The 15,693-nt window shown below is 59.0% G+C and carries 14 protein-coding genes and 1 tRNA gene; 3 read left to right on the top strand and 12 right to left on the bottom strand.

Features of this window, described 5'->3' with window-relative positions:
* Positions 1-419: 419 nt before the first annotated feature.
* Positions 420-496 (bottom strand) — tRNA-Pro (locus FHR98_RS16060).
* A 160-nt stretch (positions 497-656) separates the two neighbouring features.
* Between FHR98_RS16060 and FHR98_RS16055 the strand changes: the two genes are divergently transcribed.
* Positions 657-1,160: a rhodanese-like domain-containing protein gene (locus tag FHR98_RS16055; protein ID WP_183417750.1), complete on the top strand. Its 504-nt coding sequence runs from the start codon at positions 657-659 to the stop codon at positions 1,158-1,160.
* Between the two features lie 16 nt (positions 1,161-1,176).
* On the opposite strand, the gene FHR98_RS16050 is transcribed toward FHR98_RS16055, so the two are convergent.
* From FHR98_RS16050 to FHR98_RS16020, 7 genes are all read right to left on the bottom strand, one after another.
* The gene (locus tag FHR98_RS16050) at positions 1,177-1,941 is read right to left on the bottom strand and encodes a DUF6969 family protein (RefSeq protein ID WP_221205938.1); all 765 of its coding nucleotides are present in this window, start codon (positions 1,939-1,941) and stop codon (positions 1,177-1,179) included.
* Positions 1,942-2,042: 101 nt separating this feature from the next.
* Positions 2,043-2,921 (bottom strand): formylglycine-generating enzyme family protein, encoded by an 879-nt coding sequence (locus tag FHR98_RS16045; RefSeq protein WP_183417749.1) that lies wholly within the window; start codon positions 2,919-2,921, stop codon positions 2,043-2,045.
* Entirely contained in the window at positions 2,894-3,322 is a 429-nt protein-coding gene (locus tag FHR98_RS16040) for a universal stress protein (protein ID WP_183417748.1), read from the bottom strand. The genes FHR98_RS16045 and FHR98_RS16040 overlap by 28 nt, the downstream gene beginning before the upstream one ends.
* 21 nt (positions 3,323-3,343) lie before the next feature.
* Positions 3,344-5,989 (bottom strand): TRAP transporter permease, encoded by a 2,646-nt coding sequence (locus FHR98_RS16035; RefSeq protein ID WP_183417747.1) that lies wholly within the window; start codon positions 5,987-5,989, stop codon positions 3,344-3,346.
* A gap of 109 nt (positions 5,990-6,098) precedes the next feature.
* Positions 6,099-7,082 (bottom strand): TAXI family TRAP transporter solute-binding subunit, encoded by a 984-nt coding sequence (locus FHR98_RS16030; protein WP_183417746.1) that lies wholly within the window; start codon positions 7,080-7,082, stop codon positions 6,099-6,101.
* Between the two features lie 327 nt (positions 7,083-7,409).
* The gene (locus FHR98_RS16025) at positions 7,410-8,264 is read right to left on the bottom strand and encodes a beta-keto acid cleavage family enzyme (RefSeq protein ID WP_183417745.1); all 855 of its coding nucleotides are present in this window, start codon (positions 8,262-8,264) and stop codon (positions 7,410-7,412) included.
* Complete coding sequence (locus FHR98_RS16020) at positions 8,264-9,604, bottom strand: aspartate aminotransferase family protein (protein WP_183417744.1); 1,341 nt, start codon at positions 9,602-9,604, stop codon at positions 8,264-8,266. Before FHR98_RS16020 ends, FHR98_RS16025 begins: the two co-directional genes overlap by 1 nt.
* Positions 9,605-9,755: 151 nt before the next feature.
* On the opposite strand from FHR98_RS16020, the gene FHR98_RS16015 reads away from it, so the two are divergent.
* Entirely contained in the window at positions 9,756-10,271 is a 516-nt protein-coding gene (locus tag FHR98_RS16015; protein WP_183417743.1) for an adenine phosphoribosyltransferase, read from the top strand.
* A gap of 153 nt (positions 10,272-10,424) precedes the next feature.
* On the opposite strand, the gene FHR98_RS16010 is transcribed toward FHR98_RS16015, so the two are convergent.
* The 4 genes from FHR98_RS16010 to hflK all read right to left on the bottom strand — a co-directional run bounded on the left by FHR98_RS16010 (position 10,425) and on the right by hflK (position 14,340).
* The gene (locus tag FHR98_RS16010) at positions 10,425-11,888 is read right to left on the bottom strand and encodes a DegQ family serine endoprotease (RefSeq protein ID WP_183417742.1); all 1,464 of its coding nucleotides are present in this window, start codon (positions 11,886-11,888) and stop codon (positions 10,425-10,427) included.
* 173 nt (positions 11,889-12,061) lie between these two features.
* Positions 12,062-12,250, bottom strand: coding sequence for a DUF2065 domain-containing protein (locus FHR98_RS16005; protein ID WP_183417741.1), 189 nt, complete (start codon positions 12,248-12,250; stop codon positions 12,062-12,064).
* A gap of 43 nt (positions 12,251-12,293) precedes the next feature.
* Complete coding sequence (gene hflC / locus FHR98_RS16000) at positions 12,294-13,181, bottom strand: protease modulator HflC (RefSeq protein WP_183417740.1); 888 nt, start codon at positions 13,179-13,181, stop codon at positions 12,294-12,296.
* A 19-nt stretch (positions 13,182-13,200) separates the two neighbouring features.
* Positions 13,201-14,340 carry an FtsH protease activity modulator HflK gene (gene hflK / locus FHR98_RS15995; RefSeq protein WP_183417739.1) on the bottom strand — a complete coding sequence of 380 codons (1,140 nt, stop codon included), beginning with the start codon at positions 14,338-14,340 and terminating at the stop codon, positions 13,201-13,203.
* Positions 14,341-14,501: 161 nt separating this feature from the next.
* Here hflK and apbC point away from each other — a divergent pair, with 161 nt between their 5' ends.
* Positions 14,502-15,677 carry an iron-sulfur cluster carrier protein ApbC gene (gene apbC, locus FHR98_RS15990; RefSeq protein WP_183417759.1) on the top strand — a complete coding sequence of 392 codons (1,176 nt, stop codon included), beginning with the start codon at positions 14,502-14,504 and terminating at the stop codon, positions 15,675-15,677.
* Positions 15,678-15,693 lie beyond the last annotated feature (16 nt).

Below are 15,693 nucleotides of genomic sequence, written 5' to 3'. Positions count from 1 at the left end.
AGGGGGTTTACGCGCTTCCCTCTCTCCCGATCACCACCGTTCTTGTTTTTCTTGTCATTCTCGTCGTCGCTGTCCGGCCCGAAGGGAAACTGCATGGCTCACTCCATTGAAGAAATGAAAGCGCTCTCCCGTTGAAGGAACTAAAACAACGGAAGAGCGCCCGAGGCGCGGAACAGTAGTTTCCGTCGCGCCTCTTGTTGTATTGTCTATAAAAATAGTAGAAAACTTGAAAACAGCAATTTAACTTTTGTATCGTTTTGTCCCGAAAGAAAAGCGTGGGAATAGCTTAGTGGGAGTCCGCAAGAGGCAGCCGGTGAATGGAAGCTGGAAGATGGTGGCGGGGCGGGCGCGGCCTGGGGGATGGAAATGCAAAAAGGGCCGCGTCCCTTGCGAGGATGCGGCCCTTCAACTGCCTAGACTGGTCGGGGAGAGAGGATTCGAACCTCCGGCCCCTACGTCCCGAACGTAGTGCTCTACCAGGCTGAGCTACTCCCCGTCAGGCGAGCCGCGTTATAGCCAAGCTTATGGTCATGCGCAAGGGAAACGACCAGGGGAGGGTGATTGGCTGCCGATGCTCCAAACGCGACCCTTTCACTTCTGCTTGAAGATGGGGCGGGTTTCTTGTGACCGACTGTGGATAGGCATAGATTGCCTGCATGACGAGGTTGGCGCGAAGGAACGGACTATTTGCCAGTCGCCGCCGTTTTCTTGGTGTGGCGGTGGCTGTTCTGCTGCTTGGCGTGGTAGGACCCTCCGTTGGTGATTTCGTGCGGGCACAGAGTGCCGAGCAGCGTCACCTGCAAGCGGACAAAGCAGCCGAGATGATTGGCCGCAACGCGCTGATGCTGGTTGATGTCCGGTCGCCTCGCGAATGGCGGGACACCGGCATTCCGAAATCCGCGCGTACCGTCACGATTCACGATCCTGAGGGATTCGTTGCCTTCGTGGAAAAGATCGTCGCCGCGAGTGACGGCGACCTAAATCGGCCGGTTGGGCTGATTTGCGCCGCTGGCGTGCGCTCCTCCTATGCCTACAAATTGCTGCAGGAGCGTGGCTTCACGAATGTCTACAACGTCACCGAGGGGATGTTTGGCAATCCCAACTATGGCCCCGGCTGGCTGAAGCGGGACTTGCCGATTGAGCCTTGCGAAGACTGCTAGCGCGACGTGTCTGGCGTCATGCGGCGTTACGCTTCTCCAGAGCCCGGCCGATTGCCTGGATTTGCCCCTCGACACTGATATCCATGATCGAGGTGACTTCAAGGTTGCGGTCCTCGTAGACATCCTCGCCGGGGTGCTCCAATTGCCACTCCTGGACGAAGCGGTCCCGCGCTCGGATCAACTGCGATATCTGCGGCTTGTAGAGTTGCAGGAAGGCCGTGATCCAGCGATTGACGGGCCAGGAGGGGCGGGTGTGGTCGATTTCGAAGTAACCCAGCATGGCAATCACGTCATCGGCCTTGTACCAGACTTCGCCGGTAACCCAGCGGTTGGTCGTGAACAGTCGGAAAGGGAGCCCGGCAGAATCCATGGATATCGCTATCAAGTGGCTAAGCTTATCGTTTGAGTCTTTAGGCATCTTGGCGCCTGGAACATCGGCCGGTTTGATCCCCTTGGGCATGCCCTTTGGGCGCAGGAAGGTGTGGAGGTGGCCGTGTTCCCGGTCGAAACGCTCTTCGAAGGGGTGGGCGTGGTAGTAGTACTGGGAATGAGTCTCCGAGTCATAGACATCGCCCGGCGGATAGTGATCCCACTCATAGAAGGTTCCGTTGTCGCGCAACAACTCGCCCACGACGTTGTCGCCCGTCTTTGCGAGTACGCGGTGCACGTTCAGCACTTCATGGCCAGCTTCGGCCATGCGCCGGAGTTCCTTTTCCGAAAGCTTGTCAAAATCCACTGTTGCAGTGACGGCCGCCTTACTGACGATCTCCACGTTCCGCATCGGGTCCCTACCTTTCTTCCCGCTTGGGGGGCGGGTTGTCGCAATTCCTCCGCAGGCTATGAGCTTCGCGGGAAAACGCAAGAGGCTCGCGTTGTTTTGTCTTAATCGTGAGAGCGCACAAGCCGAAAGCCTATCAGGATATGCTTCAGGGTTTCGGGCCGCCCGTGCCTGGCGGCGGGCCGGCAGATGCCGCAGCCCGAATCGTCCCAGGAGCCACCCTTTACGATGAAACGGCCTGACCGTTCCGGTGTGGCGGTCCACTCGAACACCTGCCCGGCGGCATCCAACAGCCCAAAAGGGCTGGCGCCTTGCGGAAAAGACCCGACCGGCAGTGTATCGAAGGGACCGGCGTCGTGGCTGTTGAGAAAACTGGCATCAAAAACGTCGCCCCAAGGAAAGCGCCTCCCGTCGGTTCCGCGCGCCGCCTTCTCCCATTCAGCCTCGCTCGGCAGACGCCAGTTCTGGCCGGTCCGCAGGCTAAGCCAAGCGGCGTAAGCCATGGCGTCGGCGTGGGTCACTAACACCACCGGGTGGTTGCCGCGCCCCGCAGGGTAGCCGCCGTCGCCCCAGGCATGCCGCCGCGTTCGTTCGTAGGGATGAATCAGCTTGTAGCCGGCCCATGTGTCTGGGTCGACGTCGGGGGCCGGGTGCTCGCTGGCCGCCACAAAGGCTGCATACTGAGCCTTGGTTATGGGTGCTCGCGTGATGGCATACGCCGGTAGCTCTAGTATCTGCCGATCCGGCTCATTCTCGTACCATTTCCATTGCCGGGTTCTTTGATGGCCATACGCCGCTTCGTCCAGCTGATAGGCTGCTTCACGCTCGGTTCGGTCCGAACCAATGATGAATGGCCCGGCTGGAATTTTGATGGTTTCCGGGAGGGAGACATCGTCCGACTTCGCAGCGCAAGCCGCCAACACCAAGGCGGTCAGGAAAATGGCGAACCAAAGGGTTAACTGCGCACCACCAGGACGGAGCAATTTGCGTGCCCCACGACCTTCATTGTGTTGGGGCCGATCAGATGGTCTGAAACTTCCGGTCGGTGAGAGGCCATGACGATAAGGTCGCACTTTGTTTCCTCCGCATAGCGCAGGATTTCCCGGTAGGCCGCACCGTGCCCAACGATGTGCTGTACGGCTAGGCCTTCCGGAATGGCTTTTCCAGAGAAGGAATGGAGATCATTCTTCGCTTTCTCAAGCACCTTCTTCTCGTAGTCGGGCGGGAAAAATCCGCCGACGATAGACATCCCGAAATCCGGAACCACAGTGATTAGATGAAGCCGGGCGTCGAACTGCTGCGCAAAGGCGACAGCACTGGCGACCGCGTTGGACTGAGTATTCTCGTGGGCCAAGTCGACGGCAAGCAGTATGTCTTTGTACAATGCTTGTCTCCCAGTTTGCGTTTAAAAAGCGGGTACGTCAGTGCGTCGCCGCTGCAACATGATGACCAACGCCAAGAGAAGCAATGCCGGTATGTAGAAGATCTCCTTGGGCAAGCGATCGCGCTCCAGCTCGATGGCGACCAACTTAACGGGCGGGTCTCCATAGAAATCGAAATCCGCAAGTTTCTGCCCTGGCACACTGCCGCTGGGTCCAAAACGGAAAGGCTCTTCCAGAACCACATCGTCGCCATCGATCATGACAACGAAGTCCTCGCGGGCCAGACGCGCCTCACCATCCGGTTCGGCGTCGCCCATGGGCAGGAGGAAGTGCAGGCTTTGAACCTTGTCCGGATTTCGGATGGTCGGCCCTTCGATCACCAGCCGCAGCTCCGCGCCAGCTTCGACCGCGCCGGCTATTTCGGCGATTTCCGTTGGCGGACGCTGTTCGTAAGGTGGTTCCAGCAGATCAAGCCAGAATCCGGGCCGGAATAGCGTGAAGGCAATGACCAACAAAGCGACGGCTTCCCATACCTTGTTGCGTGCAAAGAAGTAACCTTGAGTGCCTGCCGCGAATAAGAGCATCGCGAAAGTAGCCACGATGAAGACAGCGATTGCCTCGATCACCGTAACGTCGATCAGCAGCAAGTCCGTGTTGAAGATGAACAGGAACGGCAGCGCCACGGTTCGCAAGGAATAGTAAAAGGCCGTCACGCCGGTCTTGATCGGATCGCCGCCTGAGATGGCCGCTGCCGCGAAAGAAGCAAGACCGACAGGCGGCGTCACATCCGCCATGATACCGAAGTAGAAAACGAAAAGGTGAACCGCAATCAGGGGCACGATCAGGCCATTTTGGGCGCCGACCTCGACCACCACGCCGGCCATTAGAGATGAGACGACGATATAGTTTGCGGTTGTTGGCAAGCCCATGCCTAGGATCAAACTGAATACCGCGACCAGGGCCAGCATGACCATCAAGCTACCGCCTGATAAGAACTCGATGAAAGTCCCGACGACTTGGTGCGCGCCGGTCAGGGAAATCGTGCCGACGATGATACCGGCGATGGCGGTAGCCACCGCTATGCCAATCATATTGCGCGCGCCCGCCAGCAACCCCTCGTAGAGCTCCAATACCCCCTGTTTGAAGCCTGCGAGGAAATTCAGTTGGCCACGGAACAGGGCCTTCAAAGGGTGCTGTGTCAGCAAAATGAAGATCATGGCGATCGTGGCCCAGTAGGCGGACAAGCCCGGAGAAAGGCGCTCCAGCATCAGGCACCAGACCAGCGTTACGATAGGAAGCAGATAATAAAGGCCGGACAGCACTGTCGGTCGGACCTCCGGCAACTCCACGACGGGGGAATTGGGATCGTCGATCTCAAGATCCGGCACGCGTGAAGATAAGAACAGCAGCGCGACGTAAACTGCGACAAACAGAAGACTTACCACGTAAAAGGTTGAATCGCCGGCGGCGACCTTGATCCATCCAAGTCCGTAGTAAACCGCTGCTGCCAGCACGCCGATGCCGACAAAGCCGCCAAGCATTCCGGTCAGCTTTTGTAGGACCGTGCGCGCAGGTCCGGGCCGTGGCAGGCCCTTCATATCGGCTTTCAAAGCTTCCAGATGAACGATGTAAAGCAGGGCGATATAGGAAATCGATGCCGGCAGTACCGCGTGGCGAACAACCTCCAGGTAACTCACGCCTGCGTATTCGATCATCAGGAAGGCCGCCGCACCCATGACGGGCGGCATGATCTGGCCGTTTACCGACGACGCCACCTCGGTCGCACCCGCCTTCTCGGCGGTGAATCCTACCCGCTTCATGAGGGGGATGGTAAACGTTCCGGTGGTGACGGTATTGGCGATAGAGGATCCGGAAATCAGGCCGGTCATCGCCGAGGAAACAACAGCCGCTTTCGCCGGGCCGCCGCGCAGATGCCCGAGCAGGGCGAAAGCCACCTTGATCAGGTAGTTTCCGGCGCCGCCCTTATCGAGAAGCGACCCGAACAGCACGAATAGAAAGATCATCGAGGCGGAAACACCCGCCGCGATTCCAAAGACGCCTTCGGTCTGCATCCAGAAGTGCCACATGGCCTTGCCATAGGAGGCGCCCTTCCACTGGATGACATCGGGAATGAAGCTCTTGTCGCCAAAGAAGACGTAGACGAGGAAAACGGAGGAGACGATGACCAAAGGCAGTCCGAGCGCGCGATAGGCCGCGATCATCAGGACCACCATGCCGATGCTGGACATCACCAGGTCGCCGGTCGTCGGCAGGCCGGCGCGCACTGCGATGTTATCCTTGAACACGAAAAGATAGAGACAAGCGGCAACACCAGCGAGACCCAGAAGCCAGTCGTACCAGGGAATCGAATCGCGTGGTGAGGACTTGAAGAGCGGATAAGACATGGCCGCCAGCATGAGGGCAAAGGCGACGTGAATAACGCGGGCATCGTCCAAATTGAAGATCAGGTTGATACCGAAAACGCTATGAATGACCGAGGGGATGTTAGAGGCGTAGTAAAGCTGAAACAGCGACCAGGTTAGCGCGGTCAGGGTCATTAAAAGAGCGACGAAACCCGTAGGCTGCCGGTTGCCGGTATCTGTCGAGGCGACAAGATCCTCCAGATCAACGGCAGGGGCAGTGGTCCGGTCAGTCGATTGTTCGCTCATGATGTTCCCCCGGAAAAACGTCGCAGCGGCACGCTGCCTCAGCAACAAAGCCCAATAGAGCAGGTAGTGAGGACGCCGATCATATAACCGGCGCCCTCATTCCTGGACCTTACATCAGTCCAAGCTCCTTGTAGGCCTTGACGGCACCGTCATGCAGCGGCGCGGATAGTGCATCGCGGATCATTTCCTCCGCTTTCAGATGCTCGAAAGCGGGGTGCAGCTTCCGGAAATCATCAAGGTTCGACATGACAGCCTTGGCAACCACGTAAACGACTTCATCGGGAACGTCGGCGGAAGATACGAATGTCGCGCCGACACCAAAGGTGTTCACGTCTTCGGCGTTGCTCGAATACATGCCGCCGGGGATCGTCGCGTGACGGAAGTAAGGATTGTCAGCAACCAGCTTATCGATCGCATCGCCGGTGGCGTTGACAAGGATCGCATCGCAGGTCGATACGGTTTCCTGTGTCAGCGCTGAGGGGTGACCCACCAGCCAGAAGTAGGCGTCGATCTTGTTGTCGCAGAGTGCTTGTCCGGTTTCGGCGGACTTCAACTCGGCGGCAAGAGCCAGGTCGTCACGAGACCAACCCAACGCTTCTTCGATCACTTCCCAGGTGCCACGCGTACCGGAACCGGCATTGCCGATGTTCAGGCGCTTGCCTTTGATATCGGTAATGTTGGCAATGCCCGCATCCTTACGAGCCACGATCGTGACCGGCTCGGCGTGCACCGAGAAAACCGCGCGCAGGTTCTCGAAGGGGCCCTGGTCCGCAAAGCTGGAGGTGCCATGATAGGCATGATACTGCCAGTCGGACTGGGCTACACCGAATTCAAGCTCACCGGTGCGGATGGTGTTGATGTTGTAAATCGAACCGCCGGTGGATTCCACCGAACAGCGAATGCCGTGCTCCTTGCGGTTCTGGTTGACCAAACGGCAGATCGCGCCGCCCGTGGGATAGTAGACGCCGGTCACACCGCCTGTGCCGATCGAAATGAACTGCTGGTTCTGGGCTTTTGCTTCCTGGGTGCCGGTACCCAGCCAGGCGCCGGCAGCGAATGCCAGGGCCAAGGATGCGAATGCCAGTTTCCTCATGATTACTATATCTCCCAATCTTTTGTTTCGTCCTCGGTTGCTCTCTGAAGCGCTTCTTTACCAAGGCGCACGGATTGTTTGTTTCGTATCGCGTTGGCACCGATGGCATAGAGCTAAATACAGCCCCATGCCAGGGGACCTGGCAGGACGCACGGCAGACCGAATGGAATAGAGACCCACAAAGGCAACGCGCAAAGCGATGCCCTCCAAGTGTACTCCCAGTGAATTCACTACCCTGTTCAGCCAGCGCTTTTGCCGCGCCTTGCCTTGGCCCTATTGAAGCGGACCTTATGCCAGAATTCTACCCCTAATATCAGAAGGGAGATTCTATGGCACTGTCTTGGCAGCCATTCTCAGAGTATCTGCGCTGGCAAGCGGGCGACCAATAGCGCGCGCGATTGCAACCGCTTGCGCAATCAACGCGGCATTGTTGGGGGCCGGGGTTCCGTCTGAAAGAAGCAGGTTGTTCTCGAACCCAACCCGAGCATGGCCGCCAAGGGTCGCTGCGGCCGCGGCGCAAGCTGCCTCTTTCGGGCCGAAGGCGCACAGCGCCCAGCTATAGTTTGGTTTGTTGGCGCGCAGGAAAGGCAACAGATCGCTTGGCTCAGACCGCTGTCCAGCCGTGTAGCGGCCGAGAACGAACAGCAAGGACTGCGCTTGGATCGGCAGTTTGCCGGTATCCCGCAGGCTGCTGAACCACTGCAGATCTTCCTCGGAATAGACGATGTATTGCGCCATGACGCCGCGCTCGGCCAATTCGTGAGTGAAGCGAGCCGCGTCCTTCTCCAGATTCGGGTCGGAGAAAAACTCCCGTACCGCCAAGCTGACCGCTTCCGGTTCCACGGCACGGACCGACGCCATCTGCTCGGCAGGGCTGTAACGGCCCACCGCTTCGGTCGTCATCTGGATCACGATCTTATTCCCGACTCGTTCGCGTATGGCGTCGATAGCCTCGCGATAGCGCCCTGGGTCCAGGCTGTGCTGGTCTTCGGCATCACGCACATGCAGGTGGATCATCGCCGCACCGGCGGCCAGGGATGCTTCGGCTTCTGCCGCCAGTTCCGCCGGAGTGATTGGCAGGGCAGGGTGGTCGCGTTTGGTCTTGCGCGCGCCGTTCGGGGCGACGGTTAGAACCAAGGGCTCCCAGGTTTGACTGGTGGAGTCGGGTGTCGGCTGGGTCATCAACCCGAAATTCCTTCTGAGCGCAGCACCTCGGACAGACTGGCGGAAAGTTTCTCGATAAGCTCGTCGAGATGGCTGTCTTCCAAGATAAACGGGGGAGCCAGCAGCACGTGGTCGCCCTTCTTTCCATCGACGGTGCCGCCGCCTGGGTAGCACATCAGGCCCTTCTCCATGGCCTTGGCCTTGATCTTGGCGAAAATCTTGAGAGCGGGATCGAAGGGCTCTTTGCTGTCGCGGTCGGATACCAGTTCGATGCCCTGGAAGTAACCCCTCCCGCGAATGTCGCCAACGTAAGGATTTTGACCGAAGGCATGGGTCAAGCGTTCGGTCAGGGCCGACCCTTTGTCGCGCACTTTTGCGAGGAGGCCTTCTTGTTCGATCACCTGTTGCACCGCAAGGGCGCCAGCACAGGCCGTTGGATGGCCGATATAGGTGAAGCCATGATGAAAAAAGCCGCTGCCTTGCTCGATGGTATCGAAAATCGCGCCTGAGACCAGACAGGCGCCGATGGGCTGATAGCCGGCGCCCAAACCCTTGGCGCAGGTTAGGATATCGGGAGCGATTCCATCCTGTTTGCAAGCGTAGAGCGTGCCTGTCCGTCCCATCCCACTCATAACTTCATCAAGGATCAACAGCACGCCGTACTTGTCGCAAATCTCGCGAATGCGCTTGAAATAGCCAGGTGTGGGGGGCACCGCGCCAAGGGTCGCACCGACGACGGTTTCAGCCAGGAAACCGATCACGCTGTCGGGCCCCAGTTCCAAAATCGCTGTCTCCAGCGTGTCGGCGGCGCGCAGGCTATAGGCCTCGATGCTTTCGTCCTGGCGCTGGTGACGATAGGCGTAGCAGGGGTCGATGTGGGTGGTGTTGATCAACAGCGGCTGAAACAGTTCGCGTCGTCCAGGATTGCCGCCGACGGCCAGGGCGCCAAGTGTGTTGCCGTGATAGCTCTGATTGCGCGCAATGAAGTGCCGGCGCTGAGGTTCGCCTTTCTCAACGAAGTATTGCCGGGCCACTTTCATGGCGGTTTCGTTGGCTTCCGAGCCGCCGGAAAGGAAGTAGACCTTGTTCAACCCTGCCGGGGCTCTTTCGATCAGATGCCGGGCAAGTTGTTCGGTCGGTTCGTTCGTGAAGAAGGAAGTGTGGGCGTAGGGAATCTTGTCGAGCTGGGCCTTGATCGCCTCGATCACATGGCGGTTGCTATGGCCCAGGCAAGAGACAGCAGCGCCGCCCGATGCGTCCAGATAGCGCTTGCCCGTGCTGTCGATGACATAGGGACCGTCGCCAGCGACGGCGACGGGGTAGTTGGCCTTGGTGTGACGGTGAAACACATAGGTCATGACGAAAGGCGCCTTTCTGGTCTCGGCGAGGTTTAACGTTGAGGACTCGAAGCTTACGAGCTTCGGCGATTGTGTCAAAGACTCCCGGTGGCTAGATTAGCCCCTGCATTCACAACCGACGAACCATCCTTTCCGACGCCCGGGAGCGCTCATGAACCTCAAAGACCACATCGGCCACGTCCCTGATTTCCCAAAGCCGGGCATCCTTTTCTATGACATCTCACCCTTGTTGGCGCATCCGGCGGCTTGGAAGGCGACGGTTGAGCTGCTTGCGGGTGCGGTTTCCCGCCACAAGCCCGACGTTTTGGCCGGAATCGAATCGCGTGGTTTCTTGGTGGCAGCGCCCCTGGCGCTATACATGGGCCTTGGATTCATAATGGTTCGCAAGCGAGGCAAGTTGCCTGGCCCAACCCAGCCTTACACCTATGACCTGGAATATGGCAGCGATACCATCGAAATACAGAAAGGCGCCATCCAGCCGGGTCAAAGGGTCGTTCTGCTGGACGATCTTCTGGCAACCGGCGGCACGTTAGCGGCCGCGACGGAGCTGCTGCGCGATGTCGGTGCCGATGTGCGCGGCGCGGCGTGCATCATCGAACTGGCCTTCCTCAAGGGGCGGGATCGCCTGTCCATCCCGATCGACAGCGCAATCTCCTACGATTCCTAATTCGAAAGAATGGGCTGTGGTCGGGCAACCGCCCGCGCCTCCAAAGCCGCGCCGAACTGCCGCCGGTTCTTGACGCCCCCCAATGCAAAAACCCCCTGTGCCGAGCATTCGGGACAGGGGGCTTTGAAAGGCAGTTGAATTAGCCGGTGGCGGTTATTCCTCCAAGCGAAGAGCCACCCAGCTTGGATCACCGTCGCGCAGCACCAACAAGGTGACGACACGGTAACCTTCTTCCTTGGATTGGGTTATGCGCTTTGCCACTTCATCGGGTGTGGCGATGGGGTCCTGGTCGACTTCAAGGATCACGTCGCCGGGCTTCAAGCCCTTCTCGGCGGCGTTGCCCGAGGGATCGACATCGGTAATCACCACGCCTTCGATGTCATCGGGCAAACCGAACTGCGCCCGTAGTTCGCCGTTGATGCCGGAGAGCGTCAGACCCAGCGCTTCGACCTTGCCGCCATCACTTCCTTCGCCCATGGGGGTGGGTTCCAGCGACGCCAGTTCGTCATCGCTTGGTAACTCGCCCAGCATCACCTGCACGGTCACCTTTTCCTTCTTGTCGCGCCAGACGACCACGTCCACGGACTTGCCGATCTGCGTTTCGGCCACCATGCGCGGAAGACGGCGCATATCCTCGACCTTCCTGTCGTTGAAACGCAGGATTACGTCGCCTTGGCGGATACCGGCCTCGGCGGCGGGGCCCTCCGGCGTGACCGAGGCCACCAGCGCACCCGTGGTCTCATCCAGTCCGAGACCTTCCGCAAGCTCGTCGGTGACGGTTTGAATGCGCACGCCCAACCAGCCGCGCTTGACCTCGCCGTTGTCGCGCAGCTGCAGAATGACATTCCGCGCAAGCTGCGAGGGAATGGCAAAACCGATGCCGACCGAACCGCCGGACGGAGAGAAAATCGCCGTATTCACACCGACAACTTCGCCGTCCATGTTGAACATTGGGCCGCCGGAGTTGCCTCGGTTGATTGCCGCATCCGACTGAATGAAATCGTCATAAGGGCCAGCGTTAATGTCGCGGGCGCGCGCCGAAACAATACCGGCCGTCACAGTACCGCCCAGGCCAAAGGGATTGCCGATGGCAATGATCCAGTCGCCAATCCGCAGTTCATCGGAATCGCCCCAATCAACCGAGGGCAGCGGTTCCTTCGGCTCGATCTTCAGCAACGCCAGATCAGTTTTCTCGTCCCGCCCGATTAGCGTCGCGTCATAGGTGCGATCATCCTGCAGGATAACCTTTATCTCCTCGGCGTCTTCGATCACGTGGTTATTGGTTACAACATAACCGCTGGCATCGATAATGAAGCCGGATCCAAGAGCCGAGGGCGCGCGGCGCGGGCGCTCGGGCGCTGGTCTGCCGCGGCGCTCGAAGAACTCCTTGAAGAACTCCTCAAAATTCTGCGCCTGTCCTTCAGGCACCGCTTGCGTAGTTGAAATGTTGACCACCGAAGGCAAAAGCTTTTCTGCCAGATCGGCGAAACTTTCCGGCGTGCCTCGGGCATGGACCGAGGTCGCGCTGAGCAGAGGCACCAGCAGCAGCGCCAGCGCCAGGAACAATGCTCCCGGGCCGGTAACGGATGCGCGCGAGGATGCGTGAGCTATGGTCATGACTTGCTTGCTCCTTCGAATTGGTATCTCAACGAAAGCCGCGTTCTTTCGGTTGTCTCTGGTTCGGTGACCTTTGAGCGCTGCGGGAAAGTATCTCGGCATCGATTCCCATACTGCAGCCGCATCTGGGCAAGAATGTGGCTGTGGAACAGCAAAACGACAAGGTATGGCGCTCAGCCACGTACGAACCAGACTAAGAGCACGCCTGTCGCCAAGGCGAAGATTCCACCAACACGTCTAACTTCGACCGGCAGAGTAGAAAGGTGCAAGGCTGCTCTTTCCACGAGACGCGGAAAGGCGGCCAGCATCAGGCCCTCAATAACCATTACCAGTCCAAGTGCAACGAGCAATTCTTGCCACATGATGAGCTAAGGGGCGAACCGGTGGCTCGCCCCCATTTACCTCTTACTGCCCCGCCGGGACACCTTCTTCGCTGGTGCCGAAGAAGTTGAAGAACTCCATCTGCTTCGGGTCTAGAACCAGATAGCTGTTCGTGCCCTGCAACGACTGTTTGTAGGCTTCCATGGTACGGAAAAAGCGGAAAAATTCCGGGTCGGTGCTGTAGGCATTGGCCAGGGTCGTTGTTCGCAGTGCGTCGCCTTGGCCGCGTAGAATATCGGATTCCCGTTTAGCCTCGGCCCGGATGACGGTCGCCTCACGGTCGGCCGTGGCGCGGATGCGTTGGGCCTGTTCGAAGCCCTCTGCGCGAAACTCGGCCGCCTCGCGTTCGCGTTCTGACTGCATGCGGGCGAAGACGGACTTGCTGGTTTCGTCCGGCAAGTCGGCGCGGCCGATTCGAACGTCGACCACGTCGATCCCGAAACGTCCGGCCTGAGTGTTCACCTTGGTTCGGATCTCGGCCATGATTTTGGTGCGCTCTTCGGAAAGTACGCTGGCCAAGTTGACATTACCAAGCACGCTTCGAACCGAGGAGTTGATGATCTGGCCGAGCTGGCGCGACAATCCCTGCTCGGTCGTCACCGTCTGGTAGAAGCGCAGCGGGTTGGAAATCCGATAGCGCGCATAGGAGTTGACGTTGAGAGGCTTCTGGTCGGCCAGGATCACGCGCTCGACCGGCGGGTCGAAATTCAGCACCCGCTTTTCGTAGTAGATCACGTTCTGTATGAAGGGAACCTTCACGTTCAGCCCTGGCTCGGAAATCGTACGTTTCGGATCACCGAACTGCAGCACGATCACCTGCTTGGTTTCATCGACCACGAAGAGGGCGCTGGAGCCAAGGATGCCCAGAAGGACCACGATGACGCCCAGAATGAGAGGTAGCTTGCCTTTCATATCACTTTACCCTTTTCGCTCAGTTAGCCTGCCGCGGAGCGCCTGGGGCACCCTTACGCAGCTGGTCCAACGGCAGATATTGAATTGCGCCCCCTGCGCCTTCACCCAGAATGACCTTCTCGGTCGAGCCGAGGATGTCCTGCATGGTCTCTAGATACATGCGCTGGCGGGTGATCGCCGGTGCGGCCTTGTAAGCGTCGTACACCTCGACGAAGCGCTGGGCTTCACCCTGCGCCTCGTTGATGACCTGCTCACGGTAACCTTGGGCTTCCTGCAGCATTTGCTGCGCATCGCCACGGGCGCGTGGCAACAGATCATTGCGATAGGCCTCGGCTTCGTTGCGTTGCCTGTCGCGGTCCTGTAGGGCGCGCTGCACGTCGTTGAAGGCATCGATGACCTGTGCGGGAGGCTGCACGTTCTGCAACTTCACTTCGGTGATCTCGATACCGGCTTGATAATCGTCCAGCAACTGCTGCAGAAGGTTTTTGGTGCGCTGCTCAATGTCGCCGCGCGCTTCGGTCAATGCAGGCTGAATGTCGGTTTGGCCGATGACTTCGCGCATGGCGCTTTCAGCCACGACCTTCACCGTCGCTTCAGGGTCGCGAATCTTGAACAGGAACTCACCGGCGTTGGAGATTTTCCATTGCACCGAAAAATCAATGTCGATGATGTTCTGGTCGCCTGTAAGCATCAGGCTTTCTTCCTCGACATCTCTCTTGGCGCCGCCGCCGTCACGTCCCGCAACGGCGCGGAAACCTATATCAATGGCCTCGATACGCTCTACCGAAGGCGTGAAGACCTGACCCAGAGGATAGGGGAAGTTCCAATGCAGGCCCGGCTGGGTAATCTGATTGTCCCAGCGCCCGAACTTCAACTCCACGCCCTGCTGTTCCGGAAGGACGCGATAGAGGCCCGAAAGCGCCCAGAGAATAGCACCGATGACCAGAATTCCCATCAAGGCGGTGCCACCGCCGAAACCACCTGGAATCAGGCTACGGACTCGATCCTGTCCTTTACGGATCAATTCTTCGATATCGGGTGGTTGTTGGCCGCCGCGTCCGCCGCCGCCCCAGGGATTGTTGCCCCGATTTCCACCACCATTTCCAGAACCCGATCCCCAGGGTCCTCCGCTTCCGCCGCCTTGTGACTGCCAGGGCATTAAGTCGCACTCCGCCATTCTGCTTTATCCATCGTTGTGCATGCTACACAACTTCGCACCGGAACCCTATATAGGGCATGCGCGGCAAACAACCCATCACATCCGTGATGTTCGTTGACCGGGCCAGGGTGCATATCGGCAGGAAGATGGAGATTTCAAGGATGGCGGGGATTACCGAGCAACAAATCATGGAAACGCTGAAAGGCGTTAAAGGCCCCGAAGGTGGCGTCGACATCGTTTCAGCCGGGATGATCTCAGGGCTGGTGATCAAGGATGGGAACGTCGGGTTCGCCATAGAGGTCGACCCGAAGCAGGGTCCAAAGCTTGAACCTTTGCGCAAGGAAGCCGAGCAGGCAGTTGCCAAGCTCGACGGCGTGCTCTCCGTAACCGCTGTCTTGACGGCCCATCGCGAGAGCCCTTCCGGCAATTCCGCGCCGGCCCAGGCAAATGCCGGTCACGCCCACGCGGGACATGCTCCTAAAGCACCGGGCGCGGCGCAGGCCTCGGGGCCGGGTGCGGCACGCGCCTTGGTTCCGGGCGTCCGCTCCATAATCGCGGTAGCGTCCGGAAAGGGTGGCGTAGGCAAATCCACCACGACGACCAATATCGCGCTGGCGCTATCCAGGATGGGTCTGAGCGTCGGTATTTTGGACGCCGATATTTATGGCCCCTCGCAACCGCGCATGCTGGGCATTAGCGGCCGGCCCAATTCGCCCGACGGCAAAATTCTGACGCCGATGGAAAATTATGGCGTCAAATGCATGTCGATGGGTTTTTTGGTGGCCGAGGACACGCCGATGATCTGGCGCGGCCCGATGGTGCAGTCCGCCTTGCAGCAGATGTTGCGCGATGTCGCCTGGGGCGAGCTGGATGTTTTGGTCGTCGACATGCCGCCGGGCACCGGCGACGCGCAGTTGACGATGGCTCAGCAGGTTCCCCTAACCGGCGCTGTCATTGTGTCGACGCCCCAGGATATTGCTCTGATCGACGCCAAGAAGGGGTTGAACATGTTCCGAAAGGTCGATGTGCCGGTGCTGGGCATCGTGGAGAACATGAGTGTTTTCGTTTGCCCGAACTGTGGCCATGAATCACATATCTTCAGTCATGGCGGCGCGAAGCGAGAAGCCGAGCGCCTGGGCATGGAGTTCCTTGGCGAAATGCCGCTTGATATTCTGATTCGGGAGACCTCGGATAGTGGCCGCCCGGTCGTGGTGTCCGACCCGGATGGCGCGCAAGCCAAGGCCTACATGGCCATCGCCGAGCGGATTTGGGCAAAAGCCAAGCCGATAATAGAAGCAGGCGGCGGTCGCCAGGCTCCCAAGATCGTTATGCAGTAAAAAACGGGACGACGGG

Origin of the sequence: Limibacillus halophilus, assembly GCF_014191775.1 — a bacterium.
Lineage (GTDB): Bacteria > Pseudomonadota > Alphaproteobacteria > Kiloniellales > CECT-8803 > Limibacillus > Limibacillus halophilus.
Note: the sequence above shows the minus strand (reverse complement) of the source record. Positions and strands in the feature narration are given on the sequence as shown.